Genomic DNA, 23,037 nt, shown 5'->3' with positions numbered 1-23,037 from the left:
TACAGGAATTTTACATATTTCCCTGTATGCAGGCAGTTTTGTAATGAATATCCTGAAAGACTGGGATGACCATGATCTGCCTGAAGCTAATTTTGTAAGTATTTCACAATTGAAATGTAAACGTTTTCCTGTAAGATGTAACCATAGAATTCTTCCGGAGGAATTTTAAATATGGCAAATATAGATATTAAATTTATCGCGAAAAAAAGCGGGTGTTCGATCGCTACAGTTTCCCGTGTTATCAACCGTTCCAAACCAGTCAGCGAGAAGCTGCAGAAAAGAGTGGTAGATACCATCAGAAAGTACAATTATAATCCCAGCGTTCACGCACAGTATCTGGCTGGTAAGAAGTCAAAACTGTTCGGCTTTATAATGACAAACTACATTAATCAGTATCAGCTTCTGTTGTTTCGGTATCTGAATGAGTTTGCATGTAAGATGGGATATGGCTGTATTATCCGTTATTGCAATTCAGGATTTGAGGAAAAACTGGAAGCATTAAGAGAACTGGAGATCAGAGGAATCGAAGTCTGCTTTAGCCTTTTTCTGCTCTCACGGGAAGAGGAAGCGTATATAAAAGAACATTTTAGGATTAAAGTCTGTCATATGCAGTCACCGGAAATGCGTTTGAATATCATGGAAAAAAATGAAAGCTCTGTCTATGAGACCATATGCTATCTTGCCCAGCTTGGCCACAGAAGGATAGGGGGCATCTTTTGCATTGACGAAATGGACGACAGCTTCCTTATTGCAAGGAAACGGGGATTTTTAAGAGCTGTAAAGCAGATGCAGCTGGATCAAGAAGAGTCCCTGATCGGTCAGATCCATGGAGACTATGAAAAAAGCAGTCTGATTTCTGTGATAGAGAAGATATTTGTACCTCAGAAGCTGCCAACGGCATTGTTTTGTTTTAGCGATGAAGTTGCGATAGAGGTAATGTCCTGGATCATGAAGCATGGTTACAGAATTCCGGAGGACGTATCTGTAGTTTCGTTTGACGGTATTCCGTTTTCGGAACGCATAACGCCCTCACTGTCTACGATCAGTCAGCCGGTAGAATATCAGGCAAAAAGTATCATAAACGGCATGCTGTATCTACAGGATGGAGTCGAGAGACCATGTGATGAAAAGGAAAATGAATATCTGCTGCAGATCCGTGACAGTGTGGGGATTCCTGGTCATTATGAAAAATAGGAGGAAAAATATGAAAGCGAAAAAATTAATTGCCGCTGGTATTGCGGCATCAATGTCACTGCTGACTCTTGCAGGATGCGGAACAGCCGGAAATACTGGCAATTCCGGAGGAGACACCGCCAAAGAAGATACCGTCAAGGAAGATACAGCCAAAAAAGATACAGACGAAGAAGATACAGGCTCTGTATATTTCCTGAATTTTAAATCTGAGCTTTCCGCTGAATGGGAAGAAGTAGCAGGAAGCTTTACAAAAGAAACCGGAATCAATATGAAAGTAGTTACGGCAGGAAGCGGAACCTATGAGCAGACATTAAAATCCGAGCTTTCCAAAAAAGAAATGCCGACACTTTTCAATGTTAACGGACCGATCGGCTATCAGACCTGGAAAGATTACTGTGCTGATCTGAAGGATTCCCAGATTTATGAATGGCTGACTGACAAAGATATGGCGATCACAGACGGAGATGGCGTATATGCTATACCGTATGCGGTAGAAGGATATGGAATCATCTACAATGATGCAATTATGAAGAAGTATTTTGCACTTCCGGATAAAGCCGTTGATATTTCAGATACAAAAGAGATCAAAAATTTCGACACACTTAAAACTGTAGTAGAGGATATGACAAAGCATAAAGATGATCTTGGAATCCAGGGAGTTTTCGGATCTACTTCATTTGCTCCTGGAGAAGACTGGCGCTGGCAGACACATCTTATGAATCTTCCGATCTACTATGAGTATAAAGATGATGACGTAGATAATCTGGATGAGATCAAATTTACATACAATAAGAATTTCAAAAATATTTTTGATCTTTATCTGAACAATTCATGTACAGAGCCAACTATGGTCGGTGCTAAAAATGTTGAGGAATCCATGGCAGAATTTGCAATGGGCGATGTGGCTATGATCCAGAATGGAAACTGGGGATGGGCAATGATCTATGACCTGGATGGAAACGTAGTCAAAGAGGATGATATTAAGTTCCTTCCAATCTACACAGGAGTAGAGGGAGAAGAAAAACAGGGACTCTGTGTTGGAACAGAAAACTATATCTGTGTAAACAGCAAGGCTAATGAAGCTGACCAGAAAGCTTCTCAGAAGTTCCTTGAGTGGCTGTTCAACAGTGACAGCGGAAAAGCATACTGTAATGGAATCCTTGGAATGATTCCTCCGTTTACCACATTTGGAGAGGATGAAAGACCGGATAACCCGCTTGTACAGGATATGCTGACTTATATGAACGATGATTCTTTATACACGGTCAACTGGGATTTTGCAACATTCCCGAGCCAGGAATTTAAAAACCAGCTTGGAAGCTATCTTCTTGAGTATGCACAGGGAAGTATGGAATGGGATGATGTAGTGAAGAAGACAATCGACTGCTGGGCATCGGAGAAAGCTCTGATCGCACAATAGTAGAAGAGCATGGGCAGAGACAGAAATGTTTCTGCCCTGTGTAATAAAAGAGAGGGTTTGTAAAAGATGGAAAAAGCTTTTAAAAAGAGATTTGTGATATTGGTACTGCCAACACTGATCGCATTTACAGTTGCATTTATTATTCCATTTATACTGGGAATTTATCTTTCATTTACTAAATTTACGACTGTGGCAGATGCACAGTGGGTTGGACTGAGCAATTATATAGTTGCATTCCAGGATAAGGATTTCCTGGCTTCTCTCTGGTTTACCGTTAAATTTGTGCTTGTAAATCTTGTGACTATCAATCTGATCGCTTTTGCACTGGCCTATGTGCTGTCGAGAAAGCTCCGTGGAACAAATATTTTTCGAACAGTTATATTTATGCCAAATCTCCTGGGCGGAATCGTACTTGGTTATATCTGGCAGCTGATCATCAATGGTGTTCTTGCTTTTTTCAAAACAACGCTTACTGTGAAGGCCTCATACGGATTCTGGGGAATGGTGATCGCCATGAACTGGCAGATGATCGGATATATGATGGTTATTTACATTGCGGCTATCCAGAATATTTCAGAGGATGTAAAGGAAGCGGCTCTTATCGATGGAGTAAACCGGAGACAGATGGTTACAAAGATCATCCTGCCTCTGATCATGCCTGCAATTACGATCTGTCTGTTTATGACAACGACAAATGCATTTAAAATGTTCGACTTAAACCTTGCTCTGACAGCAGGACTTCCGGGAAAATCAACTTCGCTGGTTGCACTGGACATCTATAATTCATTCTACAACAGGATGGGATATGAGGGAATAGGACAGGCAAAAGCGGTGCTGTTCTTGCTGATCGTAGCTGCAATCTCAGTAACGCAGCTTGTTGTCACACGGCGTAAGGAGGTTGAAAGCTGATGAAAAACAAGAAAAGCGAAATAGCAATGATCGTAATTCTTACAGTGATCTCGGTTTTATTTATTGCCCCGATCATTATTGTATTTATGAATTCCTTTAAGAGCAAGCTGTATATCAACAGTACACCGTTTGCACTTCCTAATGCTGACTCCTTTGTAAAAATGGCGAATTATGGAGAGGGTCTGATCAAGACTGGTTTTATACAGGCATTTTTTATTACTTTATTTATAACTGTAGCATCTGTGGTCCTTATTGTTCTGCTGACTTCGATGACAGCATGGTATCTGGTACGTGTAAAAAGTCATTTTACAAAGGTACTGTATTATCTGTTCGCTTTTGCAATGATCGTACCGTTCCAGATGGTTATGTTTACTCTTGTTAAAGTGTCAAATATGTTTAAGCTGGACAATCTGATCGGCATTGTGTTTATCTATGTAGGATTTGGCGCCGGCTTGTCAGTGTTTATGTTTACAGGTTTTATCAAATCAATCCCGGTTTCTTTGGAAGAAGCGGCAATGATCGATGGTTGTTCTATTATGAAAATCTACTTTAATGTCGTGCTTCCTGTGATACGTCCTACCGTCATGACAGTTGCGATCCTGAATGCCATGTGGATCTGGAACGACTATCTGCTTCCATATCTTGTAATTGGCTCTGAATACAAAACGATCTCTGTAGCGATCCAGTATCTTAGAGGAGGATATGGCTCTATCGATCTGGGACTTATGATGGCTATGCTGGTGTTGGCGATCATACCAATCGTTATTTTCTATATGGTCTGCCAGAAATGGATCATACAGGGAGTAATTGCCGGAGCGGTAAAAGGATAAGGAGGAGACGAGCATGAAAAAAGTATTATACGAGGAATTACTTCCGGAAGAATGTGTACAGAGGATAAAGGAGATGCCGGTTGCCTATCTGCCACTTGGCACACTGGAATGGCATGGTCCGCATATGCCTCTTGGAGCTGACGGGATCCAGTCAAAAGAACTGTTTGTCCGGGTGGCAGAAAAGGTCGGTGGTGTAGTGCTTCCGATGCTGTTCATGGGACCTGACCGTTTATTTGATGATCGGGGAACTGTATTTTATGGAATGGATATCAATACAGAGGGCGCACTGAATACTTATTGTGCCCAGCAGATGAAGGGCAGTGCTTACTGGATGGAAAAGGGACTGTTTCAGGATCTGTTGCGCAGTATTTTTGCACAGCTTTCCAGAGCAGGAGTCCGCATCGTTGTGGGACATGGACACGGTCCGTCAACAAATGCATTTCAGGAAATGAAGGAAGAGGCAGAAGAAAAATACGGACTGTGCATTATGACAGCATGGACCTATGCGGATGATGAGAGACTGAAATATCAGAATGATCATGCCGGAGCAAATGAGACATCTATTGTAATGGCTGTTCGGCCGGAACTGGTTGACTTTGGACAGGTAAAAGAAGATGAGAGTAATCTGATCGGTATTGCAGGACGTCATCCGGTCCGAGAATCATCGGAAGCATTCGGAAATGAAATTCTGGAATATACAATGAAAACACTGATCGCAGGCATTGAGAAGGAGTACAAAACAATAAAAGAAAGATAGATAAAAAAATATCTCCATTGGAAAAAATAACCGGTGGAGATATTCTTTTTTATTTTGATTTTTAGTTTTGAAATAAGGCCTCTGTCTTGACAAAAAAAGAAAATTTCATTATAGTAGGAACATGGCAAAGGTGTTGAATAAGAGGAGTATGCAGATCTACGCTGACAGAGAGAAATGCACAGACGCAAGAGAAGCGCAGGCTGAAAGGCATTTTCAGATGGAGGACTGCAGAAGGTAGCTTAGGAGCCGGGAAACTGAAAGCAGAAATGCAGAACAGATGCAGATGCTGCTGTGTAGGTTTTCACGTACCCCGCGTTAAGGGACAAGAGATAGACGGGAATAACAGATGTTTTTTCCGGATAATGAAGGTGGTACCGCGAGAATGATCGCCCTTCGCACATTAGTTATTGGCTTTTGTGTGGAGGGCGTGTTTTTTCTTGCAGAGAACAGGAGCATTTTAAGGTTCCTATAATCAGAAAGATTCAGGAGGAAAACATGAGTAAAGAACTTGCAAAGACTTATGATCCCAAGGGTATTGAGGATCGTCTGTACAAAAAATGGATGGATAACGGATACTTCCATGCAAAAGTTAATCCGGATAAAAAACCTTTTACAATTGTAATGCCGCCGCCCAATGTAACCGGACAGCTGCATATGGGACATGCACTGGATGAGACCATGCAGGATATCCTGATCCGTTTCAAAAGAATGCAGGGCTATGAGGCTCTCTGGCAGCCGGGAACTGACCATGCAGCCATCGCTACAGAGGTTAAGGTAACAGAGAAGCTTCGTAAGGAAGGGATTGATAAGAACGAGATCGGCCGTGACGAATTTATGAAACATGCCTGGGCATGGAAAGAGGAGTACGGCGGAAAGATCATCAATCAGTTGAAAAAGCTGGGAGCATCTGCAGACTGGGAGCGTGAGCGCTTTACCATGGATGAGGGCTGCTCCAAGGCTGTTCAGGAAGTATTTATCCGCCTTTATGAGAAAGGCTATATCTACAAAGGCTCCAGGATCATCAACTGGTGTCCGGTATGCCAGACCTCTATTTCTGATGCAGAGGTTGTACATGAGGACCAGGACGGATTTTTCTGGCACATCAATTATCCCATCGTAGGTGAGGAAGGACGTTTTGTTGAGATCGCGACCACTCGTCCGGAGACACTTCTCGGCGATACAGCAGTTGCTGTAAACCCGGAGGATGAAAGATATAAAGACCTTGTAGGAAAGATGCTGAAGCTTCCTCTTACAGACAGAGAGATCCCGGTTATTGCCGATGAGTATGTTGACAAGGAATTCGGAACAGGCTGCGTTAAGATCACACCGGCACACGACCCCAACGACTTTGAGGTTGGACGCCGTCATAACCTTGAGGAGATCAACATCTTAAATGATGATGCTACCATCAACAGCCTTGGCGGAAAATATGCAGGTATGGACCGCTACGAGGCACGTAAGGCCATGGTAGAGGACCTGAAGGAGCAGGGACTTCTTGTAAAGGTTGTTCCGCACAGCCACAGTGTTGGTACCCATGACCGCTGCGGTACAACGGTAGAGCCGATGATCAAACCACAGTGGTTTGTAAAAATGGACGAAATGGCAAAAGCTGCTATCAAAACTCTGGACGACGGAAACCTTCAGTTTGTTCCGGCACGTTTTGACAAGACTTACCTGCACTGGCTGGAGAATATCCGTGACTGGTGTATTTCCCGTCAGCTTTGGTGGGGACACAGGATCCCGGCTTATTACTGCGATGAGTGCGGTGAGATGGTGGTTGGAAGAGAGATGCCGGAGAAATGCCCGAAATGCGGATGCACACATATGCATCAGGATGAGGACACTCTGGATACCTGGTTCAGTTCCGCACTGTGGCCGTTCTCCACACTTGGATGGCCGGATAAGACACCGGAGCTTGAGTATTTCTATCCTACAGATGTTCTGGTAACCGGATATGATATCATCTTCTTCTGGGTTATCCGTATGGTATTCTCCGCACTGGAGCAGACCGGTGAGACACCGTTCCACCATGTACTGATCCACGGTCTGGTACGTGACTCACAGGGACGTAAGATGAGTAAGTCTCTTGGAAACGGTATCGATCCGCTGGAGGTTATCGACAAATACGGCGCAGATGCCCTTCGTCTGACACTGATGACAGGTAATGCACCTGGAAATGATATGCGTTTCTACTGGGAGCGTGTAGAATCCAGCCGTAACTTTGCAAATAAGATCTGGAATGCTTCCCGTTTCATTATGATGAACCTGGAGGGCAAGACAGTAACAGCGCCGGAAGACCTGAACGCACTGTGCAACGAGGATAAATGGATCCTTTCCAGACTGAACACAGTGATCCGTGATGTTACTGAGAATATGGATAAATATGAGCTTGGAATTGCCGTACAGAAGGTCTATGATTTCCTGTGGGATGAGCTCTGTGACTGGTATATCGAGATGGCAAAGGTAAGACTGTGGAAGGCAGAGGAAAACCCGGCAGCAGCAAACGATGCACTGTGGACACTCCGCACTGCGCTGACACAGGGACTGAAGCTTCTTCATCCGTTCATGCCGTTTATCACAGAAGAGATCTACTGCACACTGCTTCCGGAGGAAGAGTCCATCATGATCTCCGACTGGCCGGTATACAAAGACGAGATGGATTTTGCAGATGCTGAGAAAGCAGTTTCAAGCTTCCAGGAGGTTGTACGTGGAATCCGTAACACCAGAAACGAGATGAACGTACCGCAGAACAGAAAGACCAATATCTACATCGTAGGCAAGGATGCAGAGTGCTGTGCACGTTTTGAGTCCTGCAAGAAATCCTTTACAAACCTTGCGTTTGCAAAAGAGATCCACGTACAGCAGGATAAGAACGGAATCGGTGAGGATGCGGTATCCATCGTTGTGGCAGACGGTGTGGTTTATCTGCCGCTGGAGGATCTGATCGACCGTGAAAAAGAGATCGAACGTCTCACAAAAGAGCAGGAGCGACTTACAAAAGAGATCGCACGCTGCGAGGGAATGCTGAACAATCCGAATTTTGTGAACAAGGCACCTGCAGCCAAGGTAGAGGCAGAGAAGGAGAAACTTGAGAAATACAAAGAGATGAAAGAGAAAGTGAACCTGCAGTTAACACAGATGGTGAAATAACGAAGGAGTGTTTTAATGAAGTGGTGTAACTTTTTCAATAAGATTTCGCTGATACTTCAGGCTCTGGGCTGTGCAGTCCTGTACTTTGTGATCGAGGCCATATGCAGGCACTCGTTCACAGAGGCGTGGACCTACATGACCACAAGGCCGCTTGTATTTGCTTATAATGCAGCGTTTATCTTTACGACGATGCTGATTGTTTATCTCTTCCGAAAGAGAATTTTCTGGCGTATCTTTGTGGGCAGCTTATGGCTGTTTCTGGGAATCGTAAACGGTGTGCTTCTTCTCAACCGTGTCACACCGTTTACAGGACCGGATGTGAAGAATCTGACAGATGGTCTCAGTATTGCAAAAAAATATCTGACCCATACCCAGATGACCATAGGTGCAGTTCTTCTGGGAATTGCGGTTCTGATCCTTCTGATCATCCTGATAAGGTCGCCGAAGTACAGAGGCAAGCTGAAATATAAGGTGAATATTCCACTGGTCCTGGTTGGGGTTCTTGCATTTGGAGGAATCACACAGCTTGCTCTGGAAAAAAGAGTTCTTTCCAATTATTTTGGAAATATTGCCATAGCTTATGAGGATTACGGATATCCTTACTGTCTGGCAACGACGATCTTTAATACCGGAATCAGTGCCCCGAGAGATTATTCCAAAAGCGAGATCAAAAGGATCGAGAAGTCGGAAGAAAATCTTCCGGAAACGAAAGAAGGCAGTCATCCGAATATTCTGTTTTTACAGCTGGAGTCCTTTTTTGATCCTACGCTGGTAAATTATCTGGAGCTGTCAGAAGATCCTATTCCGAATTTCAGAAAGCTGATGAAGGAGTATTCCTCCGGATATTATAAGGTACCTTCCGTAGGAGCCGGAACCGCAAATACTGAGTTTGAATCCATTACCGGAATGAGCCTTCATTATTTTGGACCGGGAGAGTATCCTTACAAGAGTATCCTTAAGGAAACTACATGTGAGAGCGCACCGTATATTCTGAAGAATTTGGGCTATACTGCTCATGCAGTACATAATAATGAGGCGAATTTCTACGGAAGAAGAAGTATTTTTCCGAATCTGGGATTTGATACCTTCACTTCGGCAGAGTATATGAAGGATGAAAACCAGAAGAACTCGTTGGGCTGGACCAAGGACAGTGTCCTCACCGATGAGATCGTCAAGTGTCTGGATTCTACAGAAGGGCCTGATTATGTATATACTATTTCCGTACAGGGACATGGAGATTATCCTTCAGAACCGGTACTGGAAAATCCGGAGATCACAGTTTCCGGGGCACCTACTGACGAGCTGAATAATAAGTGGGAGTATTATGTAAATCAGATCCATGAGATGGATAATTTTGTCAAAGAGCTGACTGACAGGCTTGCAGATTATCCGGAAGATGTGGTACTGGTCATGTATGGTGATCATCTGCCGACCATGGGACTGACCGTGGAGGATGTGGAGAATAAATATCTGTTCCAGACAGAGTATGTGATGTGGGATAATTTCGGACTTAAGAAAAAGAAAGAAAATCTTGCGGCATACCAGATGGCAGCAGAGGTTATGGATCGTGTAGGTATCCATGAGGGAAATGTTTTCAAGTATCATCAGGCAAGAAGAAATACCAAAAATTATCAGGTGGATCTGGAGACCCTGCAGTACGATCTTCTCTACGGAAAGCAGTATACATATGACGGAGCGAATCCTTTTGAGCGGACAAAGATGCGTATGGGAATCTATGATACCACGCTGGATTCCATTCAGGTTGTGTCTGAGACGGATCACACCTATTATATCCAGGGAACAAACTTTACGCCGTCCAGCCAGGTGAAGATCAACGGAGAATGGTATGATACGGTTTACGTGAATCCTACCAAGCTGATCATTACCGGAAAGGAACTGGATGATTTTGACCGGCTCTCGGTAGTGCAGCGAAGTAACAGTTCCACAAGAAAGGCCATGACAAAGAGCCATGACCGGGCGGTTTATGCGCTGCTCGCTGACAGCAAGTGGAAGCTTGACAGTGAAAAGAGCAGTTCTGATACAGGGTCAATGGAGGAAACGGATACAGCGTTAGAAACGGAATCCACAGAAGATTCCGGTGAAGAAAACAGTACAGACAACCAGTAAATGGCATAGAAAAGATACTCTGATACAAAAAATGTCGGATAAAATATTACGATTAGGACTGGACATCTTCCACCACTATTATATAATGGTATCGTAACGAACAGGAGGGGAGAAGCTTTTCTCCCCAAAAGTTCTTTACGAATACATTATAGATAAGTGATGGTTTTTTTTATGAATTACGAAGAAGCAGTTGCGTATATTGAAGATATACCGAGATTTACTACTAAGAACAGCCTGGACCATACCAGAGAATGCTTAAGAAGACTTGGAGATCCGCAGAGGAAATTCCGTGTGATCCATGTGGCAGGAACCAACGGAAAGGGAAGTACCTGTGCTTTTATCACATCGGTCCTTCGGGAAGCAGGATATTCCTGCGGACTTTTTACATCTCCTCATCTGGTGGAGATCAACGAGCGTTTTCAGATCAACGAGGAAGTGATCGATGACGATACTTTCCTTCGTGCTTTTGAAAAAGTTAAGAAGCTTTCCGATGAGCTGGTTGCGGAGGGAAGCTATCATCCCACCTATTTTGAGACACTCCTTCTGATGGGAATGGTGATCTTTGCAGAAGCCGGCGTGGACTATGTAACACTGGAGACCGGTCTTGGCGGACGTCTGGATGCAACCACTGCTGTGGAGAATCCGGCAGCCTGTGTGATCACATCCATCAGCCTCGATCATATGCAGTATCTTGGAAATACAGTTTCCGAGATCGCAGGAGAGAAGGCAGGGATCATGGTGCCGGGGGTTCCGGTGATCTACGATGGAAATGATCCGGATGCGGCCGGAGTGATGCGTGAGCATGCAGAGAAGCTGGGATGTCCATATTATGAGCTGAAACGGGAAGATACAGAGATCCATAAGATCACAAAGGACGGAATCCGATTTTCTCTTAAGGACGAGACATATGGCGATACCGTATTTGATATACCGTTTATCGCCCGTTATCAGGTTATGAATGCAGCTCTTGCGGTGAAAACCATTCAGGTACTGGAAAATCAGATTCCGGTATCTCTGGAGGCTCTGAAGGCTGGTATGGCAAAAACACGCTGGCAGGGAAGGATGGAAACGGTTCTTCCGGGTGTGATCGTGGATGGCGCACATAACGAAGACGGTGTTGAGAAGTTTGTAGAGACAGCAGAACATTTCCAGAAGGAAATTCCTCTGACTCTGCTGTTTTCCGCAGTGGATGACAAGGACTATACGGATATGATCCGCACGATCTGTAGCAGGATCCGTTTTCGACATGTGATCGTCACACAGGTAGGCGGATACCGTAAAGTTCCGGTAGAAGAGCTTGCGGAGATCTTCCGTGAAGACGGAGTACCGGAAGTGGAAGCAATAGAGGATGTTCCAGCAGCTTTTGAACGGGCAGCAAAGGAAAAAGGTGAGGATGGAATGCTGTTCTGTGTAGGATCCCTTTATCTGGTCGGTGAGATCAAGGCTGTGATCAGGAGGAAAAAATTATGATCGATTACGAAGAGGAACTGAAGAAATTTGAACCATGTCTGGATGTGGCAGATGTAGAAGGTGTCATTTATGACCGGGAGATCACAGATATCATGGATGTACTCCAGGAGATGCTGCGTGAGGTCAAGAGCAACAGACGTGTAAGATAAGGAGAAGTGGATGAACTGCATAAACTGTGGAGCGTTCCTGACGGATACAGATCTGGATTATTGTCCGCACTGTGGAGCCAATGTACTGATCCAGAAGAAGGTGGATTATCTTTCCAAGCTTTATTATAATCAGGGGCTGGAAAAAGCCAGCATCCGGGATCTGTCTGGGGCGATCAGCTGTCTGAAGCAAAGTCTTGCCTATGACAAACGGAATATCCGTGCAAGAAATCTTCTTGGTCTTGTATATTTTGAGACCGGTGAGGTGGTTGCCGCACTGAGTGAGTGGGTCATCAGCAAGAATATCCAGAAGAACCGAAATCTGGCTTCAGAATATATTGCCAGGCTTCAGGCAAACCAGAACAAACTGGAAACAATCAACGAAAGCATCAAGAAATATAACAATGCCCTTGCCATGTGCAGGGAAGGCCATGAGGATATGGCGGCCATCCGCCTGAAAAAGATCCTGTCCCAGAATCCCAAGCTGATCAAGGGGTATCATCTTCTTGCTCTGATCCAGATGAAGAATCAGGAGTGGAATAAGGCGAGAAGGACCCTGAAAAAAGCAGCCAGGATCGACAAGACCAATACCACCACACTTCGTTTCCTGCGTGAAGTTGACGAGCAGACGGGTGTTACCACAAAGATGGAAAAACGGCGTAAGGGCTTGTTTGGAAATGAAAAAAATGAGAATGATAATATTTCAGGAGAAATCGTTGTAAGGCCGTCGTCTTATAAAGAAAGATCAAAGATATCACTTTTCTTTACCACAGTACTTGGATTTGCGGCAGGGGCGGCAGCATTCTGGCTCCTTGTACTGCCGGCTGTGAAACAGGATATTTACAGGCAGGCCAATCAGCAGATCATACAGTACAGTGATTCTCTTTCCAGCCAGAGCGTGGAGCTTACCAAAGCTCAGGGAGAAGCTGCCCAGTCCAGTGATACGGCAGATGCAGTTGCCAAGCAGGCAGAGGAAGAGCAGAAACGCAGTCAGAGCTATGAGGCTTTGTTTAATGCATATACTGCCATGCAGCAGGAGGATCTGGATACAGCGGCGCTGGAACTACAGAAGGTATATGTGGATACACTGTCAGATTCTGCAAAGGGGATTTACAGTACTATCAGCGGAAAGACCGGTGTAAGCGGGATCGGGAGCGGAGCTTCTGACGGAACGTCCAGTGCTGACAGCAGTACAGATGGAACAGCTGAAGCTGGAGCGGATGCCGCAGCTTCGGATGGAGAAGATACACAGAGCTCTGACGGAGATTCCGGAGAAGACAGCAGCTACAGTGACGGAGGATATGAGGATTCCTCTTACGATGGAGGTTATACAGAATAAAAAATATCATAATTCATACAGAGGAGAAACCTCGGATAAGGGGAATGTGCGTTGGCGCATTCCTCTTTTTTTACCCTTTGGTCATGAGAAATGGAATAAAAAATCAAAAATGGGGGAATGATAGAATGACATCAGGTTTTGAAAAATCCGGAACCGTGCTGACTGTACATCTTCCGGCGGAACTGGATCATCCGGCTTCTGATGAGATCCGGAGAGATTCAGACCGGATTATTGGACATAACTATATAAAAAATATGATTTTTGATTTCTCAGAGACCGTTTTTATGGACAGTTCCGGGATCGGTCTGCTGATGGGTAGGTACCGGGCACTTGGCATGAGGGGGAAATGTGTGCAGGTTGTCAATGTGAACAGTCATATTGCAAAGCTTTTACGGCTATCCGGAGTGGGAAAATATATTGAAATCTGTGGAATTAAAAAATCGGCAGGTGAACAGGAGGGTGTTTATGATGGAAAACACAAATGAAATGACGATCATTTTTGACAGCAGACCGGTAAATGAAGCACTGGCAAGAGTTGCTGTGGCTTCATTCTGCACACAGCTGAATCCTACGCTGGAGGAAATTTCGGATCTGAAGACTGCAGTATCGGAGGCAGTGACCAACTGCATCATACACGGGTATGAAGGGGAGATACATAAGATCCGGGTAGAATGTCGTCTCCGGGGGCAGGAGCTTCAGGTAGATGTGACAGATCACGGAGCCGGGATCCCGGATATCAAAAAAGCCATGGAGCCTCTGTTTACCACAAAGGCTGATAAAGACCGCTCCGGTATGGGGTTTACATTCATGGAGGCGTTTATGGATGAGCTTCAGGTGGAATCGGAGGTTGGCCGTGGAACTACAGTGCACATGAAAAAGATCATCAGGAGGTAACTATGGATCGTACTCTTGTCCTCATCGGGCGTGCACACCAGGGGGATAAAGCGGCAAGAGATCTTTTGTTTGAGGAAAATACAGGACTGATATACAGTGTGGCAAAGCGTTTTCTGGGACGAGGGGTGGAGATGGAGGATCTGTTCCAGATCGGCAGCATCGGACTTCTGAAAGCTGTGGATAAGTTTGACATGTCCTATGATGTGAAATTTTCCACCTATGCCGTTCCCATGATCATCGGAGAGATCAAACGTTATCTCAGGGACGACGGGATACTGAAGGTAAGCCGTTCTCTGAAGGAAAACCACTACAGGATCTATCAGGTGAGAGAAGCACTGACACGCCGGCTGGAGCGGGAACCTACGACGGGAGAAATGGCAGAGGAAATGGGAATTTCCATAGAAGAACTGGTAATGACCATGGAATCCGGTGCAGAGGTGGAATCTCTTCACAAAACGATCTATCAGGGTGAGGGAACGGAGATTTCTCTGATGGACAAGCTTCCGGAAAAAGAAAACCGGCAGGAAAAAGTACTGGACAGGATTTTTCTGGAAGAGATACTGGGAACTCTGGAGGCAAAGGAGCGGAGGCTGATCTATATGCGGTATTTTCAGAACATGACCCAGATGGAGATCGCCCATGAGCTTGGCGTATCCCAGGTACAGGTATCCAGAATGGAAAAGAGGATCCTGCGCAGTCTGCAGGAATCCGCAGAGAAAAAATAAAAGAGAGCCATGAGAAATGCTGCTGTTTTCTCATGGCTCCTTTTTGTGGGCAGCAGATTTAGTCAGACTGCTGCTTTTTTATGAAAAAGTACATTTTTGTATTTGGAAAGTGCTCCAAGAAGGATCATACCGATCACACCGGCTGAGATAAATTCGCCGGCTCCTACTGTGAGCATCATAAACGGGATAGGAAGGTTAATGCCATATCCGTAACGAAGCACAAGAGGAACGATCACAATGTTGGAAACGATCGGCGGGATTGGGGCTGTCCATTTGCCTGTATTGCGAAGCTTGTAGGTAAAGAATGCACCGATAAGTGTGGCAATGCTTCCGAAAATGATGTCAACCGGAATCGCACCGCCAAGAAGATTGGCGATGATACATCCCACGAACAGTCCCGGGATGGCAGCCGGTGTGAAGAACGGAAGCACGGTCAGCGCCTCGGAAAACCGGATCTGAACTTCACCGAAGCTAAGTGGCGCGAATACCAGTGTCAGGACAACATATACAGCTGCAATGGCAGCTCCCTGTACCAGAAAATGAGTACCTTTGTTTTTCATGTTTTTTATTCTCCTTTAGTTTTGTTTTACGAGTGGAAGGTCACGAACACTCGGCACATTTATAGGCGGTGACCGCCTTGTAAGCCCTGTACGACCTTGGTTTTTGCGGGCTTTTGCAGCGAAACTGAGTATAGCATAAGGGGCGTGGAAATGCAAGGTACGATCCTGACTATTTGATAACCCTGGCCTGTGTGGACAGACCCTGGCTCTGAAACAGCTTTTTGTAAGAGGAAAGTCTGCTTGCCGGAACCTTTACAGTCAGTTTTTTGTAATTATTCTGACCTGCTCTTGTGAAGATATATTTACCTGAGCTTTTGGAAGTAAGACGTCCTGTCTGTATGGTGACAGAGGTAAGGGCCTTACAGTCACAGAAAGCTTTTGTGCCGATCGCAGAAACTCGGGAACCGATTTTTACAGTACGAAGACTTGTGCATCCCTGGAAGGCTCCGGCACCTATGCTTGTGATATTTCCTGAAATCGTTACCTGTTTCAGGTTTTTACAGTTTTTGAAGGCATTGGCTGCAATGGCTGTGACTTTGTAGGTTTTTCCGTTAGCTTTGACAGTGGCCGGAATCTTTGCAGTGACAGTATTGCGTGAACGTGGTCCCTTCAGTGCTACGGAAGTCCCGGTGGTATTGACTGTGTAGACATTATAAGCATCCCGGAATGTTTTTGCAGTCTGTGGCTTTGGTGTGGCTGCAGGAGTGATCTGGAAATTTAAGGTGATGGTTCCGTAGAAATGGTAATCACCGATGATCTTCAGGGTAGCAGTTCCTGCTTTTTTATTGTTCTGGTATGTCACATGATAATCATTGATGCCAGAAAGCTTTGCTTTTCCAAGAGTTACGGTTGGAACGGGCTTTATGTCAGAGCCTGTATAGGTATATGTTTTTTTGATCCCTGTTACAGCTGCATCGGAAATATTGCATGCATAGCTGATATTGTTTTTCTTGGCATATGTAACTGCGTAAGAGCCGTACGGAGCATGGATCTTGCAAAAATATGCATGAGAGTTGACATACCCGTAGCCGCCCCACACAGCATCCGTTCCAATGCTTTTAACAGTATCAGGTATGTTGATCCTGGATAGCTTGTCACAGTAGGCGAAAGCTTCTTTTCCGATCTTTGTGACCCCTTTCTGGATGTCCACTTCTTTCAGCTCAGGAAGAGAAACAAAGGCCCTTTCGGAAATACTTGTGATCCCGGGCTTTATTATTACCTTTCTGATCTGGTTTTTGATAGCTTTCCAGGAGGAATCGTTGGAGAAGGAAAACCAGCCTTTTGTTGAAGAGACCGGGTATCGGTGGTTTTCCTCTGTGGAAATAGAAAGTGGTCCGTAGCCGGAGATCGTAAGGATACCGTTTTTGAAATTCCAGGTTGCGTTGTCACCTGCGATATGGTAAGTTTTTTTGTCAGCTTTTCCGTTGTCGGAATTAATGGAATAAAAGTTCAAGGTGTTGGAGTTTGAAGCATAATAAACGACCCTGGAATCCTTTACCACAGGCTGACAATCAGAAATCGGAGCAGCTGTTGTAAACTCTTTGCTGAGACTCTTTCCCTTTCCGTCCACAAAAAGATAATGAAGGGTGCTGGAAGAGAGCGGATCGTTAGCGGAAGAGTTTTTCTTGTTATCGTCGGAGACGTATTCTTCCCAGGAAATCATAAAACGGTTGTCATTTATTTTGGTGATCTTTACGCCCGCAAAGCTTTTTCCTCCGCCTGTAAAGTTGGTAAGCTTCCTGGTAATGGTTGCTTTTTCGGAAAAGTCAGACATTGGTGTGACGGACAGATAAAGGTTATGAGGCGTGTTTTCAGATACCTTATCATATTTGGACTGATCGATGGAAGTGCCAACGCATAATACACTGTCAGAGGAAACAGCCATGCCGTCAACGCTTGCGTAGCAGGCCAGTGCCCACACAGAAGTATGTGAGCCTCCGTATGGCAAAAGCTCTATGGTGGTGCAGGCAAGTGTAGTGCTGTCGTATCTGGAAAGAATTGTACATCGTGAACCCTCACTCTGCTCCAGTACGTAGAGATAAGAACCTTGTGATTTGATATACTGTGCAAAGGAATGCCACAGATCGCAGGAAACGATCTTTCCTTTCATGGTTGCCTGGTCGATCTCGACCATAAGGAAGCCCTGATGTCCCTGACCGACAGAGGGATCCACATATCCTTCGTGACCGGTAACAACATAGAGTTTGCCGTTGCTTTCTGTCATTTCCACACAGCCATAGTCAAAGGGCGTGCGGACCTCACCGCCAAAAAGCTCCGGGTTACTGGTAATTGCTGCTGCACCGTTCCGGTTCCAGCTTGTATCGTAGCGGATAACGCGGATGACCTCAGCGGAATCGTTTTCTTTGTTGTTTGTCTGGCCTTCTACCAGATAATATCCGTCAGATCCGGCATAAAAGCCACCCCACAGTGGAAGCTCCATGTTGATCTTGCGCTTGCTTCTGATCTTCAGATCATTATCGTAATATTCAACGCCGACAGAATTTTTCTGGTGGAAGACCCTCATGTATCCGCCGGAAACAGGAATAAGATCAGAGGTACGGCGTAACCTGACATTGAGATTGTCCTGTGCGGTTGGCGTAAGAGAGCCTGCCCGGGCTGTCTGTGGAAACAGGATCAGACAGAAGCAAAGACAGCAGAACAGAAATAGCAGAGATGTTAATTTTTTTAGCTTTTTCATAAGTTTCTCCTTTGTATGTGTTTTTAGATGATCTCCTGTTTAGATTATAATTCATGGGACAGAATTTACAATACAAAATCGGGAGTTATGGAACTCCCGATCCTCAGGATTTCTGTAAATTCTGTTCACAAAAACATCTTGAGGAAATACTGCTGGTGGGCAGTAACATCAGCAGCAGGAACCTTATGGAAACAGGGGCTTTTTTCTTGACAGTTTTTTGTGATATTGATAAAATATATTACAGTATATAGGTTAAAGGGGCATTGGTTTTGATCTAAATCAATGTCTCTTTATTTTATATATCACACATATTACACCAGGGAGGTAGAAAGATGTTAAAAGTATGGATCGCAGGTGCCAACGGACAGATCGGACGGGCACTGAATGATGTTCTGGATCCAATGCAGATCGAGACTCTGAACACAGATCTTGATGAGCTGGATATCACAGACACAGATGAAGTGATCAACTTCGGTTCCATTAACCGTCCGGATGTGATCATCAACTGCACCGGTATCACAGATACCGATGAGTGTGAGAAGAATCCGGAACATGCATACCGTGTCAACGCACTGGGAGCAAGAAACTTAAGCATCGTGGCAAGAAAATGCGGGGCAAAGATCGTCCAGCTTTCCACAGATGATGTTTTCGACGGAAAGAGCAAAAAACCGTATACAGAGTTTGACGATACCAATCCGCTGACTGTTTACGGCCGTTCCAAGAGAGCCGGAGAGAACTATGTAAAAGAGTTTACACACAAACATTTCATTATCCGAAGCAACTGGGTATACGGAAAAGGCGGAAACAATTTTGTAAACCGTGTGCTGGAGACAGCAGAAAAAGGCCAGGCGCTTTCCGTTGCTTCGGATCAGTTCGGATCACCGACCAGCGCCAAGGATCTGGCAAGAATGATCCTGTATCTTATCGATACCAACGAATATGGAACTTATCACGTAACCTGCAGCGGTGTATGCAACCGTTATGAGTTTGCAACCGAGATCCTTCGCCTTGCAGGAAAGGAGATCGAACTGAGATCCGTGCCGACAGAGCAGTCAGATCTTTCTTCTGTCAGACCGCCATATGCCGTCCTTGATAATTTTATCCTCCGTATTATTGAAGTGTATGACATGCCGGACTGGAAAGCATCGCTGAAAGAATATATGGATGAAAGAGCGGAGGACTAGAATGAAAGAGAAAAATATAAAAGAGAAAACACAGCAGAAAAAGAAAATGGGCCTTACCACGAAGATCTTTGTGGCGCTGATCGCAGGTGCGATACTGGGAATCATTCTCTGTTACCTGGTTCCTGACAGCAGCTTCAAGAAAGATGTGATCGTGGAGGGAATCCTTTATGTGATCGGACAGGGATTTATCCGTCTGATGAAAATGCTGGTTGTACCGTTGGTATTCTGTTCCCTTGTCTGCGGAAGTATGTCCATCGGTGATACCAAGAAGCTTGGAACCGTAGGTGTGAGAACACTGGTATTTTATCTGGCAACTACAGCTCTGGCTGTTTCGGTTGCTCTGACGGTAGGTAATCTGATCAATCCGGGTGTGGGACTCGATATGAGCTCTATTCAGTCCTCCGCTTCCTCTGTGGAGACTATGGAGGCGACCTCTCTTACGGATACCATCCTGAATATCATTCCGGACAATCCGATCAATTCCCTGGCAAGCGGAACCATGCTTCAGGTTATCGTATTTGCCCTGATCGTGGGTGTGATCCTTGCGAAAATGGGAGAGCGCGCAGAGACAGTAGCGAACTTTTTCAGCCAGTTCAATGACATCATGATGGAGATGACCATGATGATCATGGCACTTGCACCGATCGGTGTATTCTGCCTTATCAGCAGAACCTTTGCAAACATCGGTTTCAGCGCATTTATCCCGTTGGCAAAATATATGATCGGTGTTCTCCTTGCACTGGCAATCCAGTGCTTCGGCGTATACCAGATCCTGCTGAAGATCTTCACAGGACTGAATCCGATAAAATTCATCAAGAAATTTTTCCCGGTTATGGCATTTGCATTCTCAACAGCTACATCCAATGCCACGATCCCGATGTCCATTGATACCCTGTCCAAAAAAGTGGGTGTTTCCAAGAAGATTTCTTCATTCACCATTCCTCTTGGAGCTACCATCAACATGGACGGTACCTCTATCATGCAGGGTGTTGCCGTAGTATTTGCGGCACAGGCCTTCGGTATCCACTTAAGTCCGATGGATTATGTGACAGTTATCGGAACTGCAACCCTTGCTTCCGTAGGAACTGCCGGTGTACCAAGTGTTGGTCTTGTTACTCTGACCATGGTATTTAACTCTGTAGGACTTCCGGTTGAGGCAATTGGTCTGATCATGGGTATTGACCGTATCCTGGATATGACCAGAACAGCGGTTAACATTACCGGTGATGCAGTCTGCACAACCATCGTTGCACACCAGAACGGTGCACTGGATAAAAACGTGTTCAACGAATCAAACTAAATATCCGGTTCAAAAAAAGATCCGACCTTGTCGGGTGAGATAAAAAACGAAAACGGCTGTACATATCGTAAGAGCGATATGTGCGGCCGTTTTTTTACTGGATCAGGTAAGTCCCCTGCTTATTCCTGTTCCAGAACACCCATGACAGAGGGTAGTTCCAGCTGCTGATAGGTGTGAAGGATCTTTTCCAGCTCAAAGATAGCAGGGGTAAGAAACTTATTCTTGTGATAGACCAGCTTGAATTTCCGGTTCCATTCCCCTGCTTCGTTGCAGAAGACCCGGACTGAACGGTGACGGATCTCATGATGCATAAGACGGATGGACATAACAGAGAGCATCTGGTTATACAGCACTGCGTTCAGCAGTGCCTGCGGACTGTTGGCTTCCCAGGCAGTCCGGATCTTCAGATCATGGCGAAGGGTGTAATCTTCAAAAAGCTGTCTGGTACCGCTTCCATATTCCCGGACTGCAAATTTCTGGTTGTTCAGCTCCTGGTCATGGATGCGTCCTCTGCGGTAAAACGGATGCTTTTTTCCGGCGGCAAGGACCAGGCAGTCGTCGATGATGGGAAGAACGACAAGGTCCGGGGAATGGATCTCACCTTCTACCACAGCAGCGTCCAGCTCAGAACGCAGAAGCTTCTGTTCGATATTTTGCGTGTTGGTGACAAAGGAGTAAACGTCAAGGTCCGGGATTTTTTTCTGCAGATCCAGGATAATGGATGGGGTCAGGCAGGTTCCCACAGTGAGGGTGGAGCCAAGCTTCAGGGTGGAAGACTGTCCCTGGTTCTGCATCAGCTCTTCCAGCTGCTGAAACTGGCGGATCATTTCACGGGCATGGGGAAGAAGAATCTTTCCCCGTTCTGTGAGATAAAGCTTTTTTCCAAGACGTTCAAAGAGAAGGCCGTTATAATGAGCTTCCAGCTCACGGATGGCCTGACTGACTGTTGGCTGGGAAAGATAAAGATGTTTGGCAGCAGCACTCATGGAGCCCTGTTCCGCAACGGCCGCAAAAACAGTGAGATGGCGGATGGTCATATGGAATCTCCTTTTATTGTAAATTGGTATATAGGTAAAACCTATCATTTTTATAAAATAATATCATTTCTCAAATACATCTTCAAGTGGTATAGTAGGAAGTAAGTGAAAACGATTTCAACATTGCAAAATACAGGGCAACGATACCGTGGGAAAGTATCGGAATGCCGGTGAGACCAGGAGGAGAAAATATGTCAGCATTAACTGTAAGCAAAGAGGAAGAGAAAAGACTGAAGGGGCAGGGGTTTTTAAATAACCGGGGAACCGATGAATTTTCTGCACGGGTGATCACTGTAAACGGAAAGGTGACAGCGGCACAGCACAGATGTATGGCGGAAGCAGCAGAGAAATTCGGCAACGGAAATCTTACCTACACGACCAGGCTCTCCGTGGAGATCCAGGGAATCCCCTATGAAAAGATCGAAGAGTTTCAGGAATTTATTGCGAAGGAAGGTCTGGAGACAGGAGGAACAGGAGCAAAGGTCCGACCGGTAGTATCCTGCAAGGGAACCACCTGTCAGTATGGACTTCTGGATTCCTATGCAATTTCAGAAGAGATTTTCCAGAGATTCTATAAAGGCTACCGTCAGGTTGCACTGCCGCATAAATTTAAGATCGCAGTAGGCGGATGCCCGAATAACTGTGTGAAACCAAATCTGAATGATGTGGGGATCATCGGACAGAGGATCCCGCACTTTGACAGCGAGGCATGCAAGGGCTGCAAAAAATGTGCCATTGAAGCTGCATGTCCAAACAAAGTGGCGAAAGTCGTTGACGGGAAACTGCACATTGATGAGGAGCTTTGCAGACACTGCGGAAGGTGTGTGGGAAAATGTCCATTCCATTCCATCCCGGACGGTACCTACGGATTCAAGATCTATATCGGTGGACGCTGGGGAAAGAAAATTTCTCATGGAAAGGCCCTGAACCGGATCTTTACGTCAGAGGAAGAGGCACTAGATGTTATTGAGAAGGCAATCCTGCTTTTTAAGGACCAGGGATTAAAGGGAGAACGTTTTGCCGAGACTATAGAACGAATTGGATTCGAAAATGCAGAAAAACAATTATTGGAAAAAAATCTTCTGGAAAGAAAAATGGAAATTTTGTCCAAATAGAGATATAAAAAACTTCCTATTATATAAGCTGTCTGAAACTGAAAAAATGCGAGCAATAATATAAAAAATTTTTATCCCATTTATATAAATTTTTATTATATCACAATATTAACAAAAAACTAAGTGAAAATTCTATTTGAAATATGCAAAATAATGTGATAAAGTATTAACAATACATGAAC

General features: G+C 45.0%; 19 protein-coding genes. 16 read left to right on the top strand and 3 right to left on the bottom strand.

Going from position 1 to position 23,037, the window contains the following annotated elements:
• Positions 1-171: 171 nt before the first annotated feature.
• From NE638_RS02625 to NE638_RS02565, 13 genes are all read left to right on the top strand, one after another.
• Positions 172-1,194, top strand: a complete 1,023-nt coding sequence (locus NE638_RS02625) for a LacI family DNA-binding transcriptional regulator (protein ID WP_059085320.1) — start codon at positions 172-174, stop codon at positions 1,192-1,194.
• A 10-nt stretch (positions 1,195-1,204) separates the two neighbouring features.
• Positions 1,205-2,614, top strand: a complete 1,410-nt coding sequence (locus NE638_RS02620) for an ABC transporter substrate-binding protein (protein WP_059085321.1) — start codon at positions 1,205-1,207, stop codon at positions 2,612-2,614.
• A 66-nt stretch (positions 2,615-2,680) separates the two neighbouring features.
• A complete protein-coding gene (locus NE638_RS02615; protein ID WP_059085322.1) occupies positions 2,681-3,523 on the top strand; it encodes a carbohydrate ABC transporter permease in 843 nt (280 codons plus the stop codon).
• Positions 3,523-4,353: a carbohydrate ABC transporter permease gene (locus tag NE638_RS02610; RefSeq protein WP_059085323.1), complete on the top strand. Its 831-nt coding sequence runs from the start codon at positions 3,523-3,525 to the stop codon at positions 4,351-4,353. Before NE638_RS02615 ends, NE638_RS02610 begins: the two co-directional genes overlap by 1 nt.
• 13 nt (positions 4,354-4,366) lie before the next feature.
• Positions 4,367-5,110: a creatininase family protein gene (locus NE638_RS02605; protein ID WP_059085324.1), complete on the top strand. Its 744-nt coding sequence runs from the start codon at positions 4,367-4,369 to the stop codon at positions 5,108-5,110.
• 495 nt (positions 5,111-5,605) lie between these two features.
• Positions 5,606-8,260, top strand: coding sequence for a valine--tRNA ligase (locus NE638_RS02600; protein WP_173745741.1), 2,655 nt, complete (start codon positions 5,606-5,608; stop codon positions 8,258-8,260).
• 15 nt (positions 8,261-8,275) lie between these two features.
• Entirely contained in the window at positions 8,276-10,387 is a 2,112-nt protein-coding gene (locus tag NE638_RS02595; RefSeq protein WP_173745740.1) for an LTA synthase family protein, read from the top strand.
• A 171-nt stretch (positions 10,388-10,558) separates the two neighbouring features.
• Positions 10,559-11,857, top strand: a complete 1,299-nt coding sequence (locus NE638_RS02590) for a bifunctional folylpolyglutamate synthase/dihydrofolate synthase (RefSeq protein WP_173745739.1) — start codon at positions 10,559-10,561, stop codon at positions 11,855-11,857.
• Positions 11,854-12,006 carry a hypothetical protein gene (locus tag NE638_RS02585; protein ID WP_015526890.1) on the top strand — a complete coding sequence of 51 codons (153 nt, stop codon included), beginning with the start codon at positions 11,854-11,856 and terminating at the stop codon, positions 12,004-12,006. Before NE638_RS02590 ends, NE638_RS02585 begins: the two co-directional genes overlap by 4 nt.
• A gap of 10 nt (positions 12,007-12,016) precedes the next feature.
• Positions 12,017-13,342, top strand: coding sequence for a tetratricopeptide repeat protein (locus tag NE638_RS02580; protein WP_021650743.1), 1,326 nt, complete (start codon positions 12,017-12,019; stop codon positions 13,340-13,342).
• 125 nt (positions 13,343-13,467) lie between these two features.
• Positions 13,468-13,827 carry an anti-sigma factor antagonist gene (locus NE638_RS02575; protein ID WP_044961012.1) on the top strand — a complete coding sequence of 120 codons (360 nt, stop codon included), beginning with the start codon at positions 13,468-13,470 and terminating at the stop codon, positions 13,825-13,827.
• Positions 13,811-14,236: an anti-sigma F factor gene (gene spoIIAB, locus NE638_RS02570; protein ID WP_015526893.1), complete on the top strand. Its 426-nt coding sequence runs from the start codon at positions 13,811-13,813 to the stop codon at positions 14,234-14,236. Before NE638_RS02575 ends, spoIIAB begins: the two co-directional genes overlap by 17 nt.
• A 2-nt stretch (positions 14,237-14,238) precedes the next feature.
• Positions 14,239-14,961, top strand: coding sequence for a SigF/SigG family RNA polymerase sporulation sigma factor (locus NE638_RS02565; protein ID WP_021650746.1), 723 nt, complete (start codon positions 14,239-14,241; stop codon positions 14,959-14,961).
• Between the two features lie 62 nt (positions 14,962-15,023).
• Here NE638_RS02565 and NE638_RS02560 read toward each other — a convergent pair whose 3' ends face one another.
• Both NE638_RS02560 and NE638_RS02555 read right to left on the bottom strand, forming a co-directional pair.
• Positions 15,024-15,521, bottom strand: coding sequence for a QueT transporter family protein (locus NE638_RS02560; protein ID WP_015526895.1), 498 nt, complete (start codon positions 15,519-15,521; stop codon positions 15,024-15,026).
• Positions 15,522-15,690: 169 nt separating this feature from the next.
• Positions 15,691-18,219 (bottom strand): leucine-rich repeat domain-containing protein, encoded by a 2,529-nt coding sequence (locus NE638_RS02555; protein WP_059085329.1) that lies wholly within the window; start codon positions 18,217-18,219, stop codon positions 15,691-15,693.
• A 332-nt stretch (positions 18,220-18,551) separates the two neighbouring features.
• Here NE638_RS02555 and rfbD point away from each other — a divergent pair, with 332 nt between their 5' ends.
• Positions 18,552-19,403: a dTDP-4-dehydrorhamnose reductase gene (gene rfbD / locus NE638_RS02550; RefSeq protein WP_015526899.1), complete on the top strand. Its 852-nt coding sequence runs from the start codon at positions 18,552-18,554 to the stop codon at positions 19,401-19,403.
• A 1-nt stretch (position 19,404) separates the two neighbouring features.
• Positions 19,405-20,703 (top strand): dicarboxylate/amino acid:cation symporter, encoded by a 1,299-nt coding sequence (locus NE638_RS02545; RefSeq protein ID WP_015526900.1) that lies wholly within the window; start codon positions 19,405-19,407, stop codon positions 20,701-20,703.
• A gap of 119 nt (positions 20,704-20,822) precedes the next feature.
• On the opposite strand, the gene NE638_RS02540 is transcribed toward NE638_RS02545, so the two are convergent.
• Positions 20,823-21,740, bottom strand: a complete 918-nt coding sequence (locus NE638_RS02540; protein ID WP_173738842.1) for a LysR family transcriptional regulator — start codon at positions 21,738-21,740, stop codon at positions 20,823-20,825.
• A 191-nt stretch (positions 21,741-21,931) separates the two neighbouring features.
• Between NE638_RS02540 and NE638_RS02535 the strand changes: the two genes are divergently transcribed.
• Positions 21,932-22,855 (top strand): 4Fe-4S binding protein, encoded by a 924-nt coding sequence (locus NE638_RS02535; RefSeq protein WP_118169340.1) that lies wholly within the window; start codon positions 21,932-21,934, stop codon positions 22,853-22,855.
• Positions 22,856-23,037 lie beyond the last annotated feature (182 nt).

This window comes from Blautia sp. MSK.18.38, from assembly GCF_024460535.1.
GTDB lineage: Bacteria > Bacillota > Clostridia > Lachnospirales > Lachnospiraceae > Blautia_A > Blautia_A fusiformis.
This window is presented reverse-complemented; position numbering and strand designations above follow the sequence as displayed.

What these genes read in the sequence shown, in the direction of transcription:
- NE638_RS02625 (WP_059085320.1), top strand. Translation starts at nt 172, where the DNA reads ATGGCAAATATAGATATTAAATTTATCGCGAAAAAAAGCGGGTGTTCG.
- NE638_RS02620 (WP_059085321.1), top strand. Translation starts at nt 1,205, where the DNA reads ATGAAAGCGAAAAAATTAATTGCCGCTGGTATTGCGGCATCAATGTCA.
- NE638_RS02615 (WP_059085322.1), top strand. Translation starts at nt 2,681, where the DNA reads ATGGAAAAAGCTTTTAAAAAGAGATTTGTGATATTGGTACTGCCAACA.
- NE638_RS02610 (WP_059085323.1), top strand. Translation starts at nt 3,523, where the DNA reads ATGAAAAACAAGAAAAGCGAAATAGCAATGATCGTAATTCTTACAGTG.
- NE638_RS02605 (WP_059085324.1), top strand. Translation starts at nt 4,367, where the DNA reads ATGAAAAAAGTATTATACGAGGAATTACTTCCGGAAGAATGTGTACAG.
- NE638_RS02600 (WP_173745741.1), top strand. Translation starts at nt 5,606, where the DNA reads ATGAGTAAAGAACTTGCAAAGACTTATGATCCCAAGGGTATTGAGGAT.
- NE638_RS02595 (WP_173745740.1), top strand. Translation starts at nt 8,276, where the DNA reads ATGAAGTGGTGTAACTTTTTCAATAAGATTTCGCTGATACTTCAGGCT.
- NE638_RS02590 (WP_173745739.1), top strand. Translation starts at nt 10,559, where the DNA reads ATGAATTACGAAGAAGCAGTTGCGTATATTGAAGATATACCGAGATTT.
- NE638_RS02585 (WP_015526890.1), top strand. Translation starts at nt 11,854, where the DNA reads ATGATCGATTACGAAGAGGAACTGAAGAAATTTGAACCATGTCTGGAT.
- NE638_RS02580 (WP_021650743.1), top strand. Translation starts at nt 12,017, where the DNA reads ATGAACTGCATAAACTGTGGAGCGTTCCTGACGGATACAGATCTGGAT.
- NE638_RS02575 (WP_044961012.1), top strand. Translation starts at nt 13,468, where the DNA reads ATGACATCAGGTTTTGAAAAATCCGGAACCGTGCTGACTGTACATCTT.
- spoIIAB (WP_015526893.1), top strand. Translation starts at nt 13,811, where the DNA reads ATGGAAAACACAAATGAAATGACGATCATTTTTGACAGCAGACCGGTA.
- NE638_RS02565 (WP_021650746.1), top strand. Translation starts at nt 14,239, where the DNA reads ATGGATCGTACTCTTGTCCTCATCGGGCGTGCACACCAGGGGGATAAA.
- NE638_RS02560 (WP_015526895.1), bottom strand. Translation starts at nt 15,521, where the DNA reads ATGAAAAACAAAGGTACTCATTTTCTGGTACAGGGAGCTGCCATTGCA.
- NE638_RS02555 (WP_059085329.1), bottom strand. Translation starts at nt 18,219, where the DNA reads ATGAAAAAGCTAAAAAAATTAACATCTCTGCTATTTCTGTTCTGCTGT.
- rfbD (WP_015526899.1), top strand. Translation starts at nt 18,552, where the DNA reads ATGTTAAAAGTATGGATCGCAGGTGCCAACGGACAGATCGGACGGGCA.
- NE638_RS02545 (WP_015526900.1), top strand. Translation starts at nt 19,405, where the DNA reads ATGAAAGAGAAAAATATAAAAGAGAAAACACAGCAGAAAAAGAAAATG.
- NE638_RS02540 (WP_173738842.1), bottom strand. Translation starts at nt 21,740, where the DNA reads ATGACCATCCGCCATCTCACTGTTTTTGCGGCCGTTGCGGAACAGGGC.
- NE638_RS02535 (WP_118169340.1), top strand. Translation starts at nt 21,932, where the DNA reads ATGTCAGCATTAACTGTAAGCAAAGAGGAAGAGAAAAGACTGAAGGGG.